13 protein-coding genes are annotated in these 15,639 nt (G+C 49.1%); 8 read left to right on the forward strand and 5 right to left on the reverse strand.

What is annotated here, in order from left to right; all coding sequences use genetic code 11:
* Positions 1-75: 75 nt before the first annotated feature.
* From VMX96_03455 to VMX96_03465, 3 genes are all read right to left on the reverse strand, one after another.
* The gene (locus tag VMX96_03455; GenBank protein ID HUU62960.1) at positions 76-1,056 is read right to left on the reverse strand and encodes an NAD(P)-dependent alcohol dehydrogenase; all 981 of its coding nucleotides are present in this window, start codon (positions 1,054-1,056) and stop codon (positions 76-78) included.
* Positions 1,057-1,199: 143 nt separating this feature from the next.
* Positions 1,200-1,682 carry a hypothetical protein gene (locus VMX96_03460; protein ID HUU62961.1) on the reverse strand — a complete coding sequence of 161 codons (483 nt, stop codon included), beginning with the start codon at positions 1,680-1,682 and terminating at the stop codon, positions 1,200-1,202.
* 2 nt (positions 1,683-1,684) lie between these two features.
* Entirely contained in the window at positions 1,685-2,632 is a 948-nt protein-coding gene (locus VMX96_03465) for an NAD(P)-dependent alcohol dehydrogenase (GenBank protein HUU62962.1), read from the reverse strand.
* Between the two features lie 681 nt (positions 2,633-3,313).
* Here VMX96_03465 and VMX96_03470 point away from each other — a divergent pair.
* A complete protein-coding gene (locus VMX96_03470) occupies positions 3,314-4,210 on the forward strand; it encodes a hypothetical protein (GenBank protein ID HUU62963.1) in 897 nt (298 codons plus the stop codon).
* Positions 4,211-4,766: 556 nt separating this feature from the next.
* Positions 4,767-5,909: a PD-(D/E)XK nuclease family protein gene (locus tag VMX96_03475; GenBank protein HUU62964.1), complete on the forward strand. Its 1,143-nt coding sequence runs from the start codon at positions 4,767-4,769 to the stop codon at positions 5,907-5,909.
* A gap of 222 nt (positions 5,910-6,131) precedes the next feature.
* Here VMX96_03475 and VMX96_03480 read toward each other — a convergent pair whose 3' ends face one another.
* Both VMX96_03480 and VMX96_03485 read right to left on the reverse strand, forming a co-directional pair.
* Complete coding sequence (locus VMX96_03480; protein ID HUU62965.1) at positions 6,132-6,800, reverse strand: hypothetical protein; 669 nt, start codon at positions 6,798-6,800, stop codon at positions 6,132-6,134.
* Between the two features lie 381 nt (positions 6,801-7,181).
* Positions 7,182-7,673, reverse strand: coding sequence for a YajQ family cyclic di-GMP-binding protein (locus VMX96_03485; GenBank protein HUU62966.1), 492 nt, complete (start codon positions 7,671-7,673; stop codon positions 7,182-7,184).
* A gap of 532 nt (positions 7,674-8,205) precedes the next feature.
* On the opposite strand from VMX96_03485, the gene VMX96_03490 reads away from it, so the two are divergent.
* From VMX96_03490 to ilvC, 6 genes are all read left to right on the forward strand, one after another.
* On the forward strand, positions 8,206-8,817 hold the full coding sequence (locus VMX96_03490; GenBank protein ID HUU62967.1) for a YIP1 family protein: 612 nt from the start codon (positions 8,206-8,208) through the stop codon (positions 8,815-8,817).
* Positions 8,818-9,410: 593 nt separating this feature from the next.
* Positions 9,411-10,337: a dihydroorotate dehydrogenase gene (locus VMX96_03495; GenBank protein ID HUU62968.1), complete on the forward strand. Its 927-nt coding sequence runs from the start codon at positions 9,411-9,413 to the stop codon at positions 10,335-10,337.
* 50 nt (positions 10,338-10,387) lie between these two features.
* Entirely contained in the window at positions 10,388-12,043 is a 1,656-nt protein-coding gene (gene ilvD / locus VMX96_03500) for a dihydroxy-acid dehydratase (GenBank protein ID HUU62969.1), read from the forward strand.
* Positions 12,044-12,271: 228 nt separating this feature from the next.
* On the forward strand, positions 12,272-13,963 hold the full coding sequence (ilvB, locus tag VMX96_03505; GenBank protein ID HUU62970.1) for a biosynthetic-type acetolactate synthase large subunit: 1,692 nt from the start codon (positions 12,272-12,274) through the stop codon (positions 13,961-13,963).
* Positions 13,963-14,532 (forward strand): acetolactate synthase small subunit, encoded by a 570-nt coding sequence (gene ilvN, locus VMX96_03510; protein ID HUU62971.1) that lies wholly within the window; start codon positions 13,963-13,965, stop codon positions 14,530-14,532. The genes ilvB and ilvN overlap by 1 nt, the downstream gene beginning before the upstream one ends.
* A 10-nt stretch (positions 14,533-14,542) precedes the next feature.
* Positions 14,543-15,535 carry a ketol-acid reductoisomerase gene (gene ilvC / locus VMX96_03515; GenBank protein ID HUU62972.1) on the forward strand — a complete coding sequence of 331 codons (993 nt, stop codon included), beginning with the start codon at positions 14,543-14,545 and terminating at the stop codon, positions 15,533-15,535.
* Positions 15,536-15,639: the final 104 nt, after the last annotated feature.

Genomic DNA, 15,639 nt, shown 5'->3' on the forward strand with positions numbered 1-15,639 from the left:
GACCAACCAAAACCCGTCGCAACCCAGAAACATTAATAAAAACCACAGCTCCCCGCCGTCAACTGCAGCGATTTGTTAGGTTTTATTATTATGTTCCACCGTTATAACTACATTTCCCTTTTTGTGTCCTTTTTCAACATACCTGTGAGCCTCGACAATTTGTTCCAGCGGATAGCTTCTATCTATGATCGATTTTAACTTTCCCTCCTCAATAAGCTCTTTGAGGAAAACTAAATCTTCAGCCTTCTCCATTAATCCTGTTGGCGCCCATATTACTTTCTTGCTGCCTACCATTGAAGTCCATAGCATTTGAATATACACTGACGGCCCAGGGTTAGTTGTAAGATAGACCCCTCTTTGCTTTAGCGAGCTTTTACAACGCGAAAACGAACTCTTGCCTACCGTGTCAAAAATAATGTCATAGGTCTGGCCGCTTTTGGTAAAATCCTCTTTAGTGTAATCAATTACCTTATCGGCTCCCAGAGATTCCACCAATTCTAAATTCGTGGTACTGCATACCCCGGTAATTTCTGCCTCAAAGTACCTGGCAAGCTGTACCGCAGCAGTACCTACACTTCCAGAAGCTCCATAGATAAGGACTTTTTGTCCGCTCTGGACATTTCCTTTTCTAAGGAAAAGCAATGCGGTTATTGCCCCATCACAGACGGCGGCGGCTTCCTCATAGGTCATATTGGTCGGTTTTATTGCCAGCACTCCTTCTTCAGGCAGACATTTGTACTCGGCATAAGCACCTAAACCAGTACCGGAAGATCCAAAAACTTGGTCGCCTTCTCTAAATAGTGTTACATCTTTGCCTACTGATTCAATCTCTCCGGCAAACACAGCCCCTGGAATAGATCTTCTTGGTCTTATGAGACCAGTGACAACAACTCTTGAATCAAACCGGTCACCCTTTCTGAAGGTGCAGTCCGCTGCCGTTATTGTTGTCGCATGTACTTTTATCAGTACTTCATTGTCCTTGGGGATAGGTTTGGCTACCTCTTTGAGCTGAAGAACCTCCGGAGGCCCGTATTCTGTGTATACAATTGCTTTCATGAGTATCCTTCCAAGGCTACTTTGATTCGGCTATTTTTTGAAGAGTCTGCGACAATACATCCTGCAACCTTGTAAACCTATCTAATTTAGATTTCTCATTTCAGCCAGTGGCGGAGAGCCACAACTCAAATCCGTGGCTTCTGTCAAGTTTCTTGCTTAGCTGTATAGCGTTTTAGCTTTATGAACATAACTAATGCAGTTACCGCATAGAAAACCGCCAGGAGGATAAAGAACACGGTTACACATATTGGCACAACATCGGCCGCAGTATCCTTCGGAATTACACTGAAATCAAAGGGGAAGATGGATACTAATGATACAGCCACAACGATACCAAGGATATTGAAGGATATTTCAGCGGTCTTACGAAACCGGTAGTTGTCGTAAATAATCATGGCAATGGAAGCCATTATGACTAGAATCGATGCTGTAATCATAATAGGAAGCCAAAGGAAATAGTCATCAGTTAGCATAGATAATCGGGTAACACTTCCATCTGGTTCGGTAGTGCGCCATGCAATATACTCATGGAAGAAGGCAAAGAAGATGAGTTGAGCTAGAGTCACTAGGATAATGAAAAGGTGACTGGAGATTTCACCCGACCTGATCCGGGGTGATGATTCCATGACTAGTTGCTGTCCTCCACAGTTATGACTACATGTCCCTTTTTGTGTCCTTTTTCAACATACCTGTGAGCCTCGACAATTTGTTCCAACGGATAGCGTCTGTCAATGACCGTTTTTATCTTTCCCGCCTCAATAAGCTCTTTGAGGAAGATTAGATCTTCAGTCTTTATGCCGTCTCCGGAACCGGAGTCCTTAATAACGTTGAGATAGATTCCTGTCTTCTTTAGAGACTTTTTACCTCGTGAAGACGAAATCTTGTCTACAGCGTCAAAGATAACATCATATGTCTCACCGCTTTGGGTAAAATCCTCTTGGGTGTAATCAATTACCTTATCGGCTCCCAGATATTTCACCATTTCTAAATTAGTTGTACTGCAAACCCCGGTGACCTCTGCCCCGAATGATTTGGCAAGCTGTACCGCAAAAGTACCTACACTTCCAGAAGCTCCATAGATAAGGACTTTTTGTCCGCTCTGGATATTTGCTTTTCTAAGAACATACAATGCTGTAATTCCCCCAGAAGCAGCGCCAGCGGCGGCTTCCTCATAGCTCATATTGGCCGGTTTTATTGCCACCAACCCTTTTTTTACATCCGCCGCGTCCTCAGGCAGACATATGTACTCGGCATAAGCACCGAAAACAAAACCGGCTGATGCAAAAACCTGGTCACCTTTCTTAAATCGCTTCACGTCTTTGCCTACTGCTTCAACTTCCCCGGCTAACTCCATCCCTAGAATGCTTCTTTTTGGCTTTCTAATACCTAAATATATTCGAAAGGGGATCATTTGCCAGAAAGGGACATTGAAACTTCGAATTCTAACATCCCCTACGTGACAGGTTGTCGCATGTACTTTTATCAGTACTTCATTGTCCTTGGGAGTAGGCTTTTCTACCTCTTTGAGCTGAAGAACTTCCGGTGGCCCGTATTTTGTGCATACAATCGCTTTCATCAGTATTCCTCCTTCTAACCGGAATGTCCCATATTAATGAATGTGGGAATGTTATATCCTTGCTTGCCACTTGTCAAGACCTCAAGAATGTTAGGTATGGGAAAAGGCTATCAGACTCAAAGATGCGGGCTGGCCGGATGCGGGCCAGGGCACATTGATGGCGCACACCGGCAACGAACCGACGGACGGACAGCGGGCGGGGAGGAAACGGAGGGGAGGGGAATGTGGTGATGAAAGCGAGCAAGAGCGAAGCCGCTAGCCCCGGGGCAAAGCCCCATTGGGCAAGGCAAGGCTACGCTGGCGTCAATGACTAGTGTGTCTCAAAGGATAAGATAAAAATTCGCAGCCTCTGGTTCTGCTTACTGAACACGCATAGTGAGGGCATAGCAAGGTAAACGAGGAGAGTGGCCATGGAGCCACGCTCCTCTCTTTGGTTATATATACCTGGGAACTGGCGGCTACTTGATTAGCTTCCTTAACGTCCTGCTAGTAGCTTTATCGGCTGCCAAAACAACGTCCTACCCTACTAACAGGACGTCGGAAAAGCCAGTTTGCATATAGAGAATCCATAATTTATGATATTAAGAACGACGCATATGGGGTTAGTGGGTTGATTTTGAAAATAGAGGATTGCGTCTTATAATCAATGGGAAAGTCAAACAGAGTTTGGAGGAGGGATATATGGCTTCAATAGAAATTGAACTTGGTACTTTGAGCAATTCTTGTTTTGTAATAATGCCCTTTTCTGCGACATTCAATGACGAATATGAGAAGGTCATTAAACCAGCAGTAGAGTCAGCTGGCTTAGTTCCAATACGTGGGGATGAAATTTATTCAAGACCAAAAGTTATGGAGGATATTTGGAAAGCTCTGCGGTCTGCGAGAATTGTAGTTGCTGAATTGACAGGCAAAAACACGAATGTCTTTTACGAGGTGGGACTTGCCCATACTATAAGTAAACCAGTAATAATCATAACTAGGGATGAGAAAGACGTACCATTTGACTTAAAAGCCCTACGATACCTATATTACAATATGGAAGACCCGTTTTGGGGTGAAAATCTTAAGACAGCTATTTCAGGTATGATTCTACAGGTGCTTCAAGAGAAAGAGTATGGTCACGTATTCGAGGGAATAAAAATAGTAGGAAAAATAGAATATATACAGCCTGAAGTAGAGATTGAAAAAGAAAAGGAACTATCATGCGATTTAACAGGTATTTGGCAAGGTACTATGAATGTTGAAAAGACAGAATATAACTGCAATTTAGTTCTAGTTCAGAAAGGTGAAGAGCTTTCAGGTGCATTAAATGTATCGTGTTTCAAAAAAGAGGAGGCTGGCGAAGTACTTACATTAGTACAGGAAACTGTGGTCGGTGGAGTTAAGAACAATAGCTTCAGTATGTATGCAGTATCATATACTTATATACAACAAGGATTGTCATCCGGTTACTCTCTTGACTCCTTTAAGGGTGAATTGTCAGGAGATGAAGATGTAGTATCTGGTGAGAGTATTGATGAGAATAATCGCAAAGGCGAGTTTTCATTTAAGAAAGTGAAGCCTAAACAAGAAGCTTAATCTAGAGGTTAGTAATGAATTATAACTGAAAGTAATGATTAACCCTAAATATGACTAATAATTAGAAGTTGATAGCTTAAGAATTGATTATTTCTTGCTAATCCACTAGATAAAAAAGGCTGATATTTGCCAATACAAAGAGGACATCAGAAGATCATTTTTAATTCGGAATAACGTAGAAAAAGACGTTAAAGAACAAGGTAATAAGGCCTTAGACGAATTCCCAAACCGCGTGCCGATGACTTCTGAGCAAAATACTCGCAGTCTTCTCTCCTGACGGATAATCGTACGTACAAGAAATCAGATATCCCGATGTATGTTCAGTGGTAATAGGTTGCAATGGCACTATAATTTTCAGACTAGAGACTAGAGACTAGAGACTAGAGACTAGAGTTAGGCTGCCTTTTTAGCCTAACGTCACCCAGGAGTCGGTTCAGCCAGTAGAGAAATCCCCTTGTCTTGCCTGTGGTGGTATAATGCTGGCAATACTAAACTGATAAGTGGACAAAATAGTGGGTGCAAGTCACAATCACACGGGTAATAATTCGAGGTTTGCATGAACATCTTACGTATTCTCACATTAAACAAGCATGGTGACTTTGAAGAAGTATTATTCTCCTCAGCACTGAGCTATCTACTCGATCCTAAACAAGATCACGGGTTAAGCTCGAAATTACTAGAAAAAATCGCTAGAGAAGTGTTCCCCGATATTAGCCAAGCTGCCTTGGACGCGGCGGAGGTTGAACCGGAACGGACACTTGGAAACAAGGGTAACATTGACCTGCTCATAACACTGGGGGACAAGGTTCTGGCAATAGAAGTCAAGATATGGGATAGGTCTGCCAGGAACATATCACACAGTGATGAACATCAGGTCGAGAGATATTGCAGGCACCTAGCTAAAGAATTCAAAGATAGGGATTGGCAATTTATTTTTTTGATTCCTACCTCAGCATCCCCAAAATGTATCAACGAGTTTAAAATGGTATGCGCGGGAGAATTACGGAAGAATGTCAAGCTCATGACCTGGAGCACCGGTGACCCTGTTGATGAAGGGCACGATATTCCTGAGGGCAATGTTATCCAGAAATCCGTTGAAGTGATGATATTCGAATTGATGAATGATATCCCGAGGGTGAAATTGCCGTTGAATACGCAATGGTTGGTCGATTCTCTCACAGATATCATCCCGGATATCGTTGAAAAAATCCCGGAGCCGGGCAGGTTCCCGAACAGGGATTCTCTGATACACCTGTCGACGTGGCCCATATTCAAAGAATTTTTCACAGTTGGAAAACGATGGCCGATATCACTGCATTCAACTGTAGGGATACCATACGGCTTCGGAAATCAGCGTTCTGGGCTACATGGAAATAGCCTTTACCGGATCAGAACGGTGACGGACTATTATAGAGACTCCTCCGAGCGGGAAAAGTATCTGCCAAGAGAGAAAGTTGAAATTGAATGCTGGCCCGATGTCTACGAAGATTGTAAGCATGGGATACGTGCTTGGCTAGAAGAAATAGGATTAGATGATAGTGCGGTAAGGAATGATTACCATATTGATTCTGCGAAAAATGAACCGGTGGTCGTTCTCTCTTTGAGAAAAGATAACCAAGTCGATGAAGAACAAGTAAACCGCTTGAATCATATCTTAAAAGAGAGCTTCAGAAGATTATCTGAGAAAAAAAGAGGGTGAAAAGAAGACGCCTTTCGAAGAATGAGGCGATACTGTCTTGTCGGAACAGTGTCCCTGTCTCTCCCCGTAGTTTGTCTGGCTGTGCCTCCTCTAGTTCTTTGGCCATGAACCGCACGCGGCTTTTTGCTAGGCCAATCTCACTTTGAGTCATCTTTTCCATTTCTCTCCCTTCCCAACAAACAATATGGGACTCCCTTACCTTCAACTTGACTTTGTTAAGGATTATGGATACTTAAAGACTACAAACTGAAAGCTCCCAATAGCATAGGGAACTGAGACATATTGAGGGTCCCAACCACTCTCAACCTTATGGAGGGTTACGCATAGCTTTCCGTTAACGTTACCAGCACTGGTAAAGAGAGGAGGAGGACCACCTATCGGAGTGACCTGAACTACGTAGTTTAACTGATTGTAACTTATCCCAGTTAGTGTAATGGTATAACAATCTCCATTCCAGGTCACTTCATCTACATTATATCCGCTGATTAGTCGGGGATGTCCCTCAGGTTGGTTTGTATAGTCCTCATAGACATAGCCCATTGCAACAATTAGGTTTTCTCCTGCTAGTCCTTGCATACCCTGTAGGCCTTGAATTCCTTGAGGACCCTGATCTCCCTGGTTCCCTTTATCTCCCTTTAGACCCTGGATACCTTGGATTCCTTGAGGACCCTGTTCTCCCTTCTCCCCTTTATCCCCTGTATCTCCTTTTACTCCTGGAGGGCCTTGCTCCCCTTGTGGCCCCCCTTCGTCTCCTTTTAGACCCTGGATACCTTGGATTCCCTGAGGTCCCTGAGGCCCTACCAACCCCTGTTGGCCTGTACAGCTTGATAATATCAACAGACAACCTAGTAGGACCACTGCTACTGTTAGAAATCTCCTCCTGCCTTTCATTGTAATGCCTCCTTTACCACTATACCCTTTCCTCTCTTTTTGAGTTACAGGATCACGTTTGAACCGAAGCTGCTTTTTTAACGCTAATTTGGCGACAAACTAAACTGCACGGGTCGTCACCAAAAGGTACTCCAGCTAAAAAATGGGGTTTTACCGACGGACACAGAAGCTCTAATTCGTATCTGACGGCACAGGACGGCACACCTAGCATAGAATTACGAAACCGCTGCTCTGCCTCTGAGCTACGCTGGCGTCAATGAGTAGTGTGTCACAAAGGATGCCGATTTCAGGAAATCAGCCATCCCGATATTTGTGCAATAGTCTGGCTCGTGGCGAATTCAGTTATGCCTGGCTATTTGTAATGTGCCAAGTTAGGGGGCATCAGCTCTTCATGTTGACAAACTGCAGAGGAATGCTGTAATCCTGCTCCTTAAGCAGCCGCATGATTTCCTGGAGGTCATCGATCTTCTTGCCGGTGATCCTGACCTGTTCGTCTTGAATAGTTGGCTGAACCTTGATCTTAAGACCCTTGATGAGTTTGACGATTTTCTGGCAGGTCTCTTTGGGGATACCCTCCTTGATAAGGATATCCATCTTTGCTGTGCCATGGGAGGTGGGTTCGATCTCCTTGAGGTCCAGACACTTGGGATCCAATTTAAGACGAATGCATTGACCAATGAGCATCTCTGTAACTACTTTAACCTTCCAATCGTCTCCAGTAACAATATTAATATACTTAGATTTTCGGTCGAAAGTGATCTCAGACTTCACGTTTTTGAAATCGAATCGCGAGGAGATTTCACGCTTCACGTTGTTGATTGCATTGTCCAGTGCCTGCAGGTCCACCTTACTCACCACATCTACTGATGGCATCTTTACCTCCTTGGTAGTGACGATTCATCCGATTTATTTTACCACGAAAGTGACAATGACTCTGAATAATACGCGCAAGCATCTTCCGGGAATAATATTCACAGCCTCTTCCCCGCTCGGCTAATCGTAAGTACAAGAAATAAGACATCCCGATGTATGTTCAGTGGTAATAGGCTGCAATGGCACTACAATTTTAAGACTGGAGAGCGGAGTTAGGCTGCATTATCATATATTGGCCTAACGTCACCGGTCTTAGCCCTGTGGTTACCGCAGGGGCGGATAGGGCTTCATCAGGTGATTTAGATGAAGTCCCGCACATGGTAAAGGCTTTACAATTAAGATAAGATGGGCTTTTAACCCAGGGAGCTTCACTTCCGGCTAAATGCTGCCACCTGGAAGAGCAGGTGAATATACTTCGGTAGGTAAGGTCCCTCGGTGGCGGCAATAGCTTTATACTGATGGCTCTATTGACACCGCTGGGTAAACATGCTATTTTTCTTCAATATAAATCGAATAGGGAAAGGGGGATCACATGGGTAAGCTGGTGGACAGGATGATCAGAGCAGCGAAGCTAGATGGTAACCTATATGAAGTGGATAGCATGATCAGAGCAGCGAAGCTAGACGTTAACCTCTATGAAGAGGTAGAGGCCGACAAAACTGCGACACGTCAAGCGCTCCTCGTGGTCTTGATTTACAGCATATGTGCTGGAATAGGGGCAGGCCTTGTCAATGTATGGGACGAAGGTGTGGGGCATTACTTCTTGAGCCTATTTTTAGGGTCGCTATTTGCTCTCGTGTTCTGGTTGATATGGTCCCTAATCACCTACTTAATCGGCACCACTTTTTTTAAGGGGCCGAAGACAAAAGCAACCTACGGTGAGCTGCTGCGCACCATTGGTTTCGCGGCATCACCAGGGGTACTAATGATATTTGTCTTCATTCCCTTTGTCGGGGGAGTTATATCGTTTCTAGTATGGATATGGATGTTAGTCGCCATGGTCATTGCGGTGAGGCAAGCCCTGGACTTCACCACAGGGCGTGCCATTGGCACCGTTGTGGTGGGAGGTGTTGTATACCTGGTGGTCGCCCTTATTATAGGTATGGTATTGGGGCTGGGCATATATGGTATTTCTGAATTGTGATGGTGTCACTAAAGCCTGGCTCATCACACCCGTTTTTCCCGGCGTAGCCTATCCCGCTGTAGGCCTCTACTTCGTCGTCTCACTGTGGCTCGATGAAGATAAGCCCTGATCCACGGTTTAAAAAATCGGCTGCAGAATGGGCAACGTCTCAAGGATGCTCAATATAGCTATGTGCGGTGCGCAAATCCTCGTACTCGGCGTTGCTATTTAGGTCGCTCACGAAACTAACGCAGGTATATGCACTTTCCCGACGTTCGTTTTCATATGTCCTATCTTCTACCAGGAAGCTCGTGAGTTCGTTGTCTGTGGAGTTTATTGGGGTATATCCGATACCCGTTTTGTCGATGCATCTCATATCGTAGCCTTAATAAGCGCCGAGGGCATAATCCATATGAGCAATAGCGTAAAAAATATGCACCTAATCTAGAGCTGTCAGGTTTCAATTCAAGGTGTGTCATGAGTTTTGTGTGAGCTTTTTCAAGCTCCACGAACTCGAGTAATTTACTCACTCCCCTGGCGATATCTCAAGCAATAGGTTGAAGCGAGGATGGGGAAGGAGTATCATGGGGTAAATAGAATCGGAGGTTTCTTGTTTGAACCTTTCTATTCAGATTGCACCCAATAACAGGCGAGGGCTCAAACTGAGAAATCCGGTGATGACGGCATCGGGGACGGTTGGCTATGGCACGGAGTATGCTGAATTGGTTGACATCGAAAGGCTGGGAGCTATCGTCAGCAAAGGGACCACACTGAGCCCTTGCTCGGGCAACCCGCAACCGCGCCTTTTCGAGACCGCCTCGGGGCTTCTTAATTCGGTAGGGCTGCAAAATATTGGCGTGGATGCCCTTATCAATGATAAAGCGCCCATCTGGGTTACCTGGCTGACCCCGGTGATCGTGAACATTGCGGGGGAAGGCATCAGAGACTATGCCGAGATAGCGCGCAGGCTTGATGGCGTAGCCGGGGTAAGCGGCATCGAGGTAAATATAAGCTGTCCCAATGTCGCTCGGGGGGGGATGGAGTTTGGCGTCAGCCCTCAAGCCGCTGCGGAGGTAACCCGGGCGGTGAGAGAGCACACCACCCTACCTGTTATCGTCAAGCTGTCCCCTAATGTAGCTGGCATCGCAAGGATCGCTCTCGCTGTTGAGGAGGCGGGGGCCGATGCTATATCCCTGATTAATACCCTGCGCGGTATAGCGATCGACATAACGGAGAGAAGGCCATTTCTAGGGGGAATCACCGGGGGGCTCTCGGGGCCTGCCATCAAGCCAATTGCCTTATACATGGTTTATCAGGTGTCTCAAGAGGTAGCGGCTCCCGTCATCGGCTGTGGCGGTATAGCCTCCGCCAACGACGCTATTGAGTTCATCATGGCCGGGGCCAGCGCGGTGCAGGTCGGCACAGCGGGTATGGTTGACCCCGGTGCCCCGCTGGAGATTCTCTCAGGCATCGAGCGCTTTATGGAAAGGGAGGGAGTGGCGGATATTGCCGGGCTGATTGGCGTGGCCAAAGCTCCTTGACAAGTTGGTGAGCGCTATGATACTTTTTCGAATGAATCAGGAGGGGTAAGTTGAGATCTGATATTGCGAAGAAGGGTGTAGAGCGGGCCCCCCACCGTTCACTTCTGCGTGCAATGGGGCTAACCGATCGCGAGCTGGATCAGCCCTTTATCGGTGTGGTGAACAGCTTCAACGAGGTGATCCCGGGGCACATTCATCTTAATTCCATCGCTGAGGCGGTGAAGGGTGGGGTGAGAAGCGCCGGGGGCACCCCTTTTGAGGTGAATACCATTGGCATCTGCGACGGCATCGCTATGGGGCACCTGGGGATGAAGTATAGCCTGCCCAGCCGCGAGCTTATAGCCGACTCGGTGGAGTGTGTGGCTCAAGCCAACGCATTCGACGGTATGGTTTTCGTTACTAACTGCGACAAGATTACTCCTGGCATGCTTATGGCAGCGGCAAGGCTCAATGTTCCGTCTATCTTAGTGAGTGGCGGCCCCATGCTAGCAGGGAGATTGGGGGGAGCTAAACTCGATGTGAACACCATGTTTATAGCGGTCGGCAGGGTGAATACAGGTGAGATGAGCGAGGAAGAGCTCGAAGAGCTGGAGCGGGTTGCGTGCCCCGGCTGTGGGAGCTGCGCCGGGATGTTTACCGCCAACACCATGAACTGCCTCACCGAGGCGCTGGGTATGGCGCTGCCGGGTAACGGCACCATCCCCGCTGTAGATTCGCGGCGTATCGGGCTGGCCAGGGAAACGGGAAGGCAGGTTATGGAACTAGTCGCAGGGAACATCTGCCCTCGAGACATTATTACCAGGGAGGCGGTCCAGAATGCCTTTATGGTGGACATGGCACTGGGCGGTAGCACCAACTCGGTACTGCACCTCATTGCTATAGCCCACGAGGCGGGGATCGATTTCCCCCTTTCTGAGGTGAACGAGATAAGCGGTAAGACCCCGCATCTTACCAGGTTAAGCCCGGCGGGGGACTACCGTATTGAGGACCTTGACCTGGCCGGTGGCATAGGTGCAGTGATGAAGGAGATTCATGGACTGCTCAATATGGGGGTGAAGAGGGCATCGGGCAAGTCGCTGAGAGAGGAGCTGTCAGTGGCGAGGGTTCGTGATCGTGATGTCATCAGGCCTCTCACCCAGCCTCACTCACCCACGGGGGGTCTCACCATCATCTTTGGCAATCTGGCGCCGGAGGGGGCAGTGGTGAAGAGCGCAGCTGTGTCACCGAGCATGATGTCATACAAGGGGGAGGCGCGGGTTTTCAACTCCGAGGAGGAAGCTACCGAGGCCATCCTCGCCGGCTTGATCAAGCCGGGGCAGGTGGTGGTAATCCGCTACGAGGGGCCCAAGGGAGGGCCGGGGATGCGGGAGATGCTGGGCCCTACAGCCATATTGAGCGGCATGGGCCTCGATGAAAAGGTAGGTCTGATTACCGATGGCCGCTTCTCCGGGGCGACAAAGGGGGCCGCCATCGGCCATGTCTCCCCAGAGGCAGCAGCAAGGGGTCCCATCGCGGCGCTTAGGGACGGTGATACGATAAACATAGACATTACCAATCGCCGGATCGATGTGGAGTTGAGTGAAGAGGAGATTGGCAGGCGAATTTCCCAGCTTCCACGGTTTGAGCCCAAGATAAAGACAGGCTATCTTCTACGCTATGCTGAGCGGGTAACCTCAGCGGGTAGGGGAGCGGTATTCGAGGATTAGGCGGGTTGAGGGTAGATCTTGGATTTGCATCTATTGTGATTTGGGGGGTGGAGATTATATTCGTGAGTGAGGGGCGAGCGGTTAACAAATTCAGTTTGATGGGCGGCAAACACAATTTTTACCTCGGAGATGCTGAAAAAGTCATATTGAGGTAAGGGTATCAGGGATATTTATACCATATGTTTGTATATTCGTGGACGGTGAATTAAACTAGAAAGGGTAGATATTATGAAGCTAACCGGTGCGCAGATTCTTTGTGAAAGCCTGTTAAAGGAGGGTGTGGAGGTAATATTTGGCATCCCCGGTGGGGCGCTGTTGCCCTTTTATGACACCCTGCCCCAGTACCCAAGGCTTCGCCATATCCTGTGTCGCCATGAGCAGGGGGCTGCCCATGCCGCCGACGGCTACGCGCGCGCCTCGGGGAGGATGGGGGTATGTATGGCTACATCTGGACCCGGAGCCACCAACCTGGTCACCGGGATCGCCAATGCCTATATCGATTCGGCTCCAATGCTGGCGCTAACCGGTCAGGTGGCGAGACCCTTTATCGGCAAGGATGCCTTCCAGGAGATCGATATCACCGGTATTACCCTCCCCATTACAAAGCATAATTACCTGGTAATGGAGGCTGCGGATATTGCTACCGTGGTTCGGGAGGCCTGCAACATCGCCACTACCGGGAGACCGGCGCCGGTTCTTATAGATATTCCGCGCGATGTCTTTATGGAAGAGGCGGAGTTTCACTATCCCGATAGGGTGAAACTGAGGGGCTACAAGCCCACAGTTCAAGGTCACCCGGCACAGATAAAGAAGGCGGCAAGGTTCATAGGTGAGGCAAGGCGCCCTGTGATCATCGCCGGGAGGGGGGTGCTAATCTCAGGGGCCTCTCCGGAGCTCAGGGAGCTGGCGGAGAAGGCTCAGATACCGGTGGTTACGACACTACTGGGGATTGGCTCCTTCCCCGGGTCACATGTCTTAAGCCTGGGTATGCTGGGGATGCACGGGTTGGCCCATGTCAATATGGCGGTAGATGGCGCAGACCTCATTATTGCTATCGGGATGAGGTTCGATGACCGGGCTACGGCAAAGGTATCTGGCTTTGCCCCCAATGCCCATATTATTCATATCGATATAGACCCTGCGGAGATCGGGAAGAACGTGAAGGTGGATGTGCCCATAGTCGGCGATGTGAAGAATGTACTCAAGGCGCTCAATAAAGCGGTCGATGTCCAGGATCATGTCGAGTGGGTCTCACAGATCCAGGATTGGGAGGGGGAGCACCCCTCAACGGTGATCAGAGAGACGGAAAGTCTCCTCCCCCAGTTTGTGGTGCGCCAGATCTGCGAGGTGACCCATGGTGATGCCATAGTAGTCACCGGTGTGGGTCAGAACCAGATGTGGGCTGCAAACTATTTTAAGTTTGACAGGCCCAATACACTGCTCTCGGCCGGTGGGCTGGGTCCGATGGGGTATGAGCTTCCCGCTGCTATGGGGGCCAAGGTGGGATGCCCTGAAGAGACCGTGTGGTGCATCGCTGGCGATGGCGGCTTTCAGATGACCATTCAGGAGTTGGGCACCATCGCTCAGGAGAACCTCGCCGTCAAGATAGCGATACTCAATAACGGGTTCCTGGGGATGGTAAGGCAGTGGCAGGAGCTTTTCCACGGACGGCGCTATGTGGCTACGCCTCTAAGCGGCCCGGACTTCGTTAAGGTCGCCGAGGCCTACGGCATCGCTGCCGAGAGGGTAACGGACAGGCTTATGGTGACCGGGGCTATCGAGCGGGCCATGGCACACCAGGGGCCCTTCCTTATCGACTTTCAGGTCGAGCCGGAGGAGAACGTTTACCCTATGGTGCGACCGGGCGCTGCTCTGGCCGAGATGTTGGAGCAGCCTAGGGAGGAGGTTAGAGCTAAGTAATGGCCAAGCATACAATAATAGCCATGGTGGAAAACAAGCCCGGGGTGCTGAACCGGGTTGCCAGCCTTTTCCGAAGGAGGGGGTTCAATATCGAGAGCATAGCCGTTGGCCATACCGAGATGGATGGGATTTCACGGATGACCATCGTTGTCGATGGCACTGGTAGCTTGGTGGAGCAGGTTAGAAAGCAGCTCGATAAGCTCATCGATGTGGTCAAGGTTACCGACATCACCGAAGATAGTCTGCTAGCGCGGGAGTTGGCTCTGATCAAGGTTAATAGCACTCCTGCCACCAGGAGTGAGATTATCCAGATTGTGGACATCTTCAGGGCCAAAATTGTGGATGTCTCTGCCGATTCTGTGGTAGTGGAGGTAAGTGGTGATGAGGACAAACTGGAATCGCTACTTCGCATGCTGAGAGGCTTCGGCATCAAGGAGATCGCGCGCACCGGAAGAATCGCGATAACGCGGGGGGCCGCTGGTCCCATCCTGGTAGAGGAGGAAAGGCCGCGGAGGGAGCAGGCACGACCCAGGAAGAATAAAGGCATTAGCGAGATATCAAATCTGTAAGGAGAAGATCATGGCGAAAATTTACTACGACAAGGATGCAAATTTAGAGCTCATTAAGGAAAAGACTATCGGCATAATCGGTTTCGGCAGCCAGGGCCATGCCCACGCCCAGAACCTCAAGGATAGCGGATGCCAGGTCATGGTGGGCGAGCTGAAGAATAGCGAGCCGTGGAAAGCAGCGGCCAAGGCGGGGCTTAAGGTGGCCAGCGCTGATGAGGTGGCCAAGGCTGCGGACATAATCATGATGCTTGTCCCTGACCAGCTGCAAAAAGAGGTCTACAATAGCTCAATCGAGAAGAACCTAAAAAAGGGTGATATGCTGATGTTCGCTCATGGCTTTAACATCCACTATAACCAGATTATCCCTTCCCCGAAGATCGATGTGACCATGATAGCTCCCAAGAGCCCGGGCCACATGCTGCGCCGACTCTTCACCGAGGGCTCATGCCCCCCGGCGCTGGTGGCCGTCCACCAGAACGCCTCGGGAAAGGCCAAGGAGATGGCGCTGGCCTATGCCAAGGGTATAGGCTGCACCAGGGCGGGAGTGCTGGAGACCACTTTCGCCGAGGAGACGGAGACCGACCTATTCGGGGAGCAGACCGTGCTCTGTGGTGGCGTAACCTCACTAATTAAGGCCGGCTTCGAGACCCTGGTAGATGCCGGTTACCAGCCGGAGATCGCCTACTTCGAGGTGTGCCATGAGCTGAAGCTTATCATTGACCTCATCTACCAGGGTGGCTTTTCCTATATGCGCTATTCGGTGAGCGATACCGCGGAATACGGCGATTACACCAGGGGACCCAGGGTCATCGACGACTACGTGAGGGAGGAGATGGAGCAGATCCTCTGCGAGATTCAGGATGGCACCTTCGCCCGCGAATGGATACTGGAGAATCAAGCGGGGCGACCCAGCTTCAACGCCTCCCGCCGCCACGAGGCGGAGCACGAGATCGAGAAGGTAGGCAAGAAGCTGAGGGCGATGATGCCCTGGCTCAAGCGATAATTAAGATGGCAACAGAGGTTCCATCGCCAGTTATTGAATTCATCAGGGATCAGCTTTTTTAAAAGAGCGTCCTAAACAAGAGGCTATCGAGAATACTTATAATT

It is taken from the genome of Dehalococcoidia bacterium, assembly GCA_035528575.1.
Taxonomy (GTDB): Bacteria; Chloroflexota; Dehalococcoidia; order E44-bin15; family E44-bin15; genus DATKYK01.

Bases quoted from the DNA above. Each gene is read 5' to 3' on its own strand.
- VMX96_03455 (HUU62960.1), bottom strand. From the start codon at position 1,056: ATGAAAGCAATTGTATACACAGAATACGGGCCTCCGGAGGTTCTTCAG.
- VMX96_03460 (HUU62961.1), bottom strand. From the start codon at position 1,682: ATGGAATCATCACCCCGGATCAGGTCGGGTGAAATCTCCAGTCACCTT.
- VMX96_03465 (HUU62962.1), bottom strand. From the start codon at position 2,632: ATGAAAGCGATTGTATGCACAAAATACGGGCCACCGGAAGTTCTTCAG.
- VMX96_03470 (HUU62963.1), top strand. From the start codon at position 3,314: ATGGCTTCAATAGAAATTGAACTTGGTACTTTGAGCAATTCTTGTTTT.
- VMX96_03475 (HUU62964.1), top strand. From the start codon at position 4,767: ATGAACATCTTACGTATTCTCACATTAAACAAGCATGGTGACTTTGAA.
- VMX96_03480 (HUU62965.1), bottom strand. From the start codon at position 6,800: ATGAAAGGCAGGAGGAGATTTCTAACAGTAGCAGTGGTCCTACTAGGT.
- VMX96_03485 (HUU62966.1), bottom strand. From the start codon at position 7,673: ATGCCATCAGTAGATGTGGTGAGTAAGGTGGACCTGCAGGCACTGGAC.
- VMX96_03490 (HUU62967.1), top strand. From the start codon at position 8,206: ATGGGTAAGCTGGTGGACAGGATGATCAGAGCAGCGAAGCTAGATGGT.
- ilvB (HUU62970.1), top strand. From the start codon at position 12,272: ATGAAGCTAACCGGTGCGCAGATTCTTTGTGAAAGCCTGTTAAAGGAG.
- ilvN (HUU62971.1), top strand. From the start codon at position 13,963: ATGGCCAAGCATACAATAATAGCCATGGTGGAAAACAAGCCCGGGGTG.
- ilvC (HUU62972.1), top strand. From the start codon at position 14,543: ATGGCGAAAATTTACTACGACAAGGATGCAAATTTAGAGCTCATTAAG.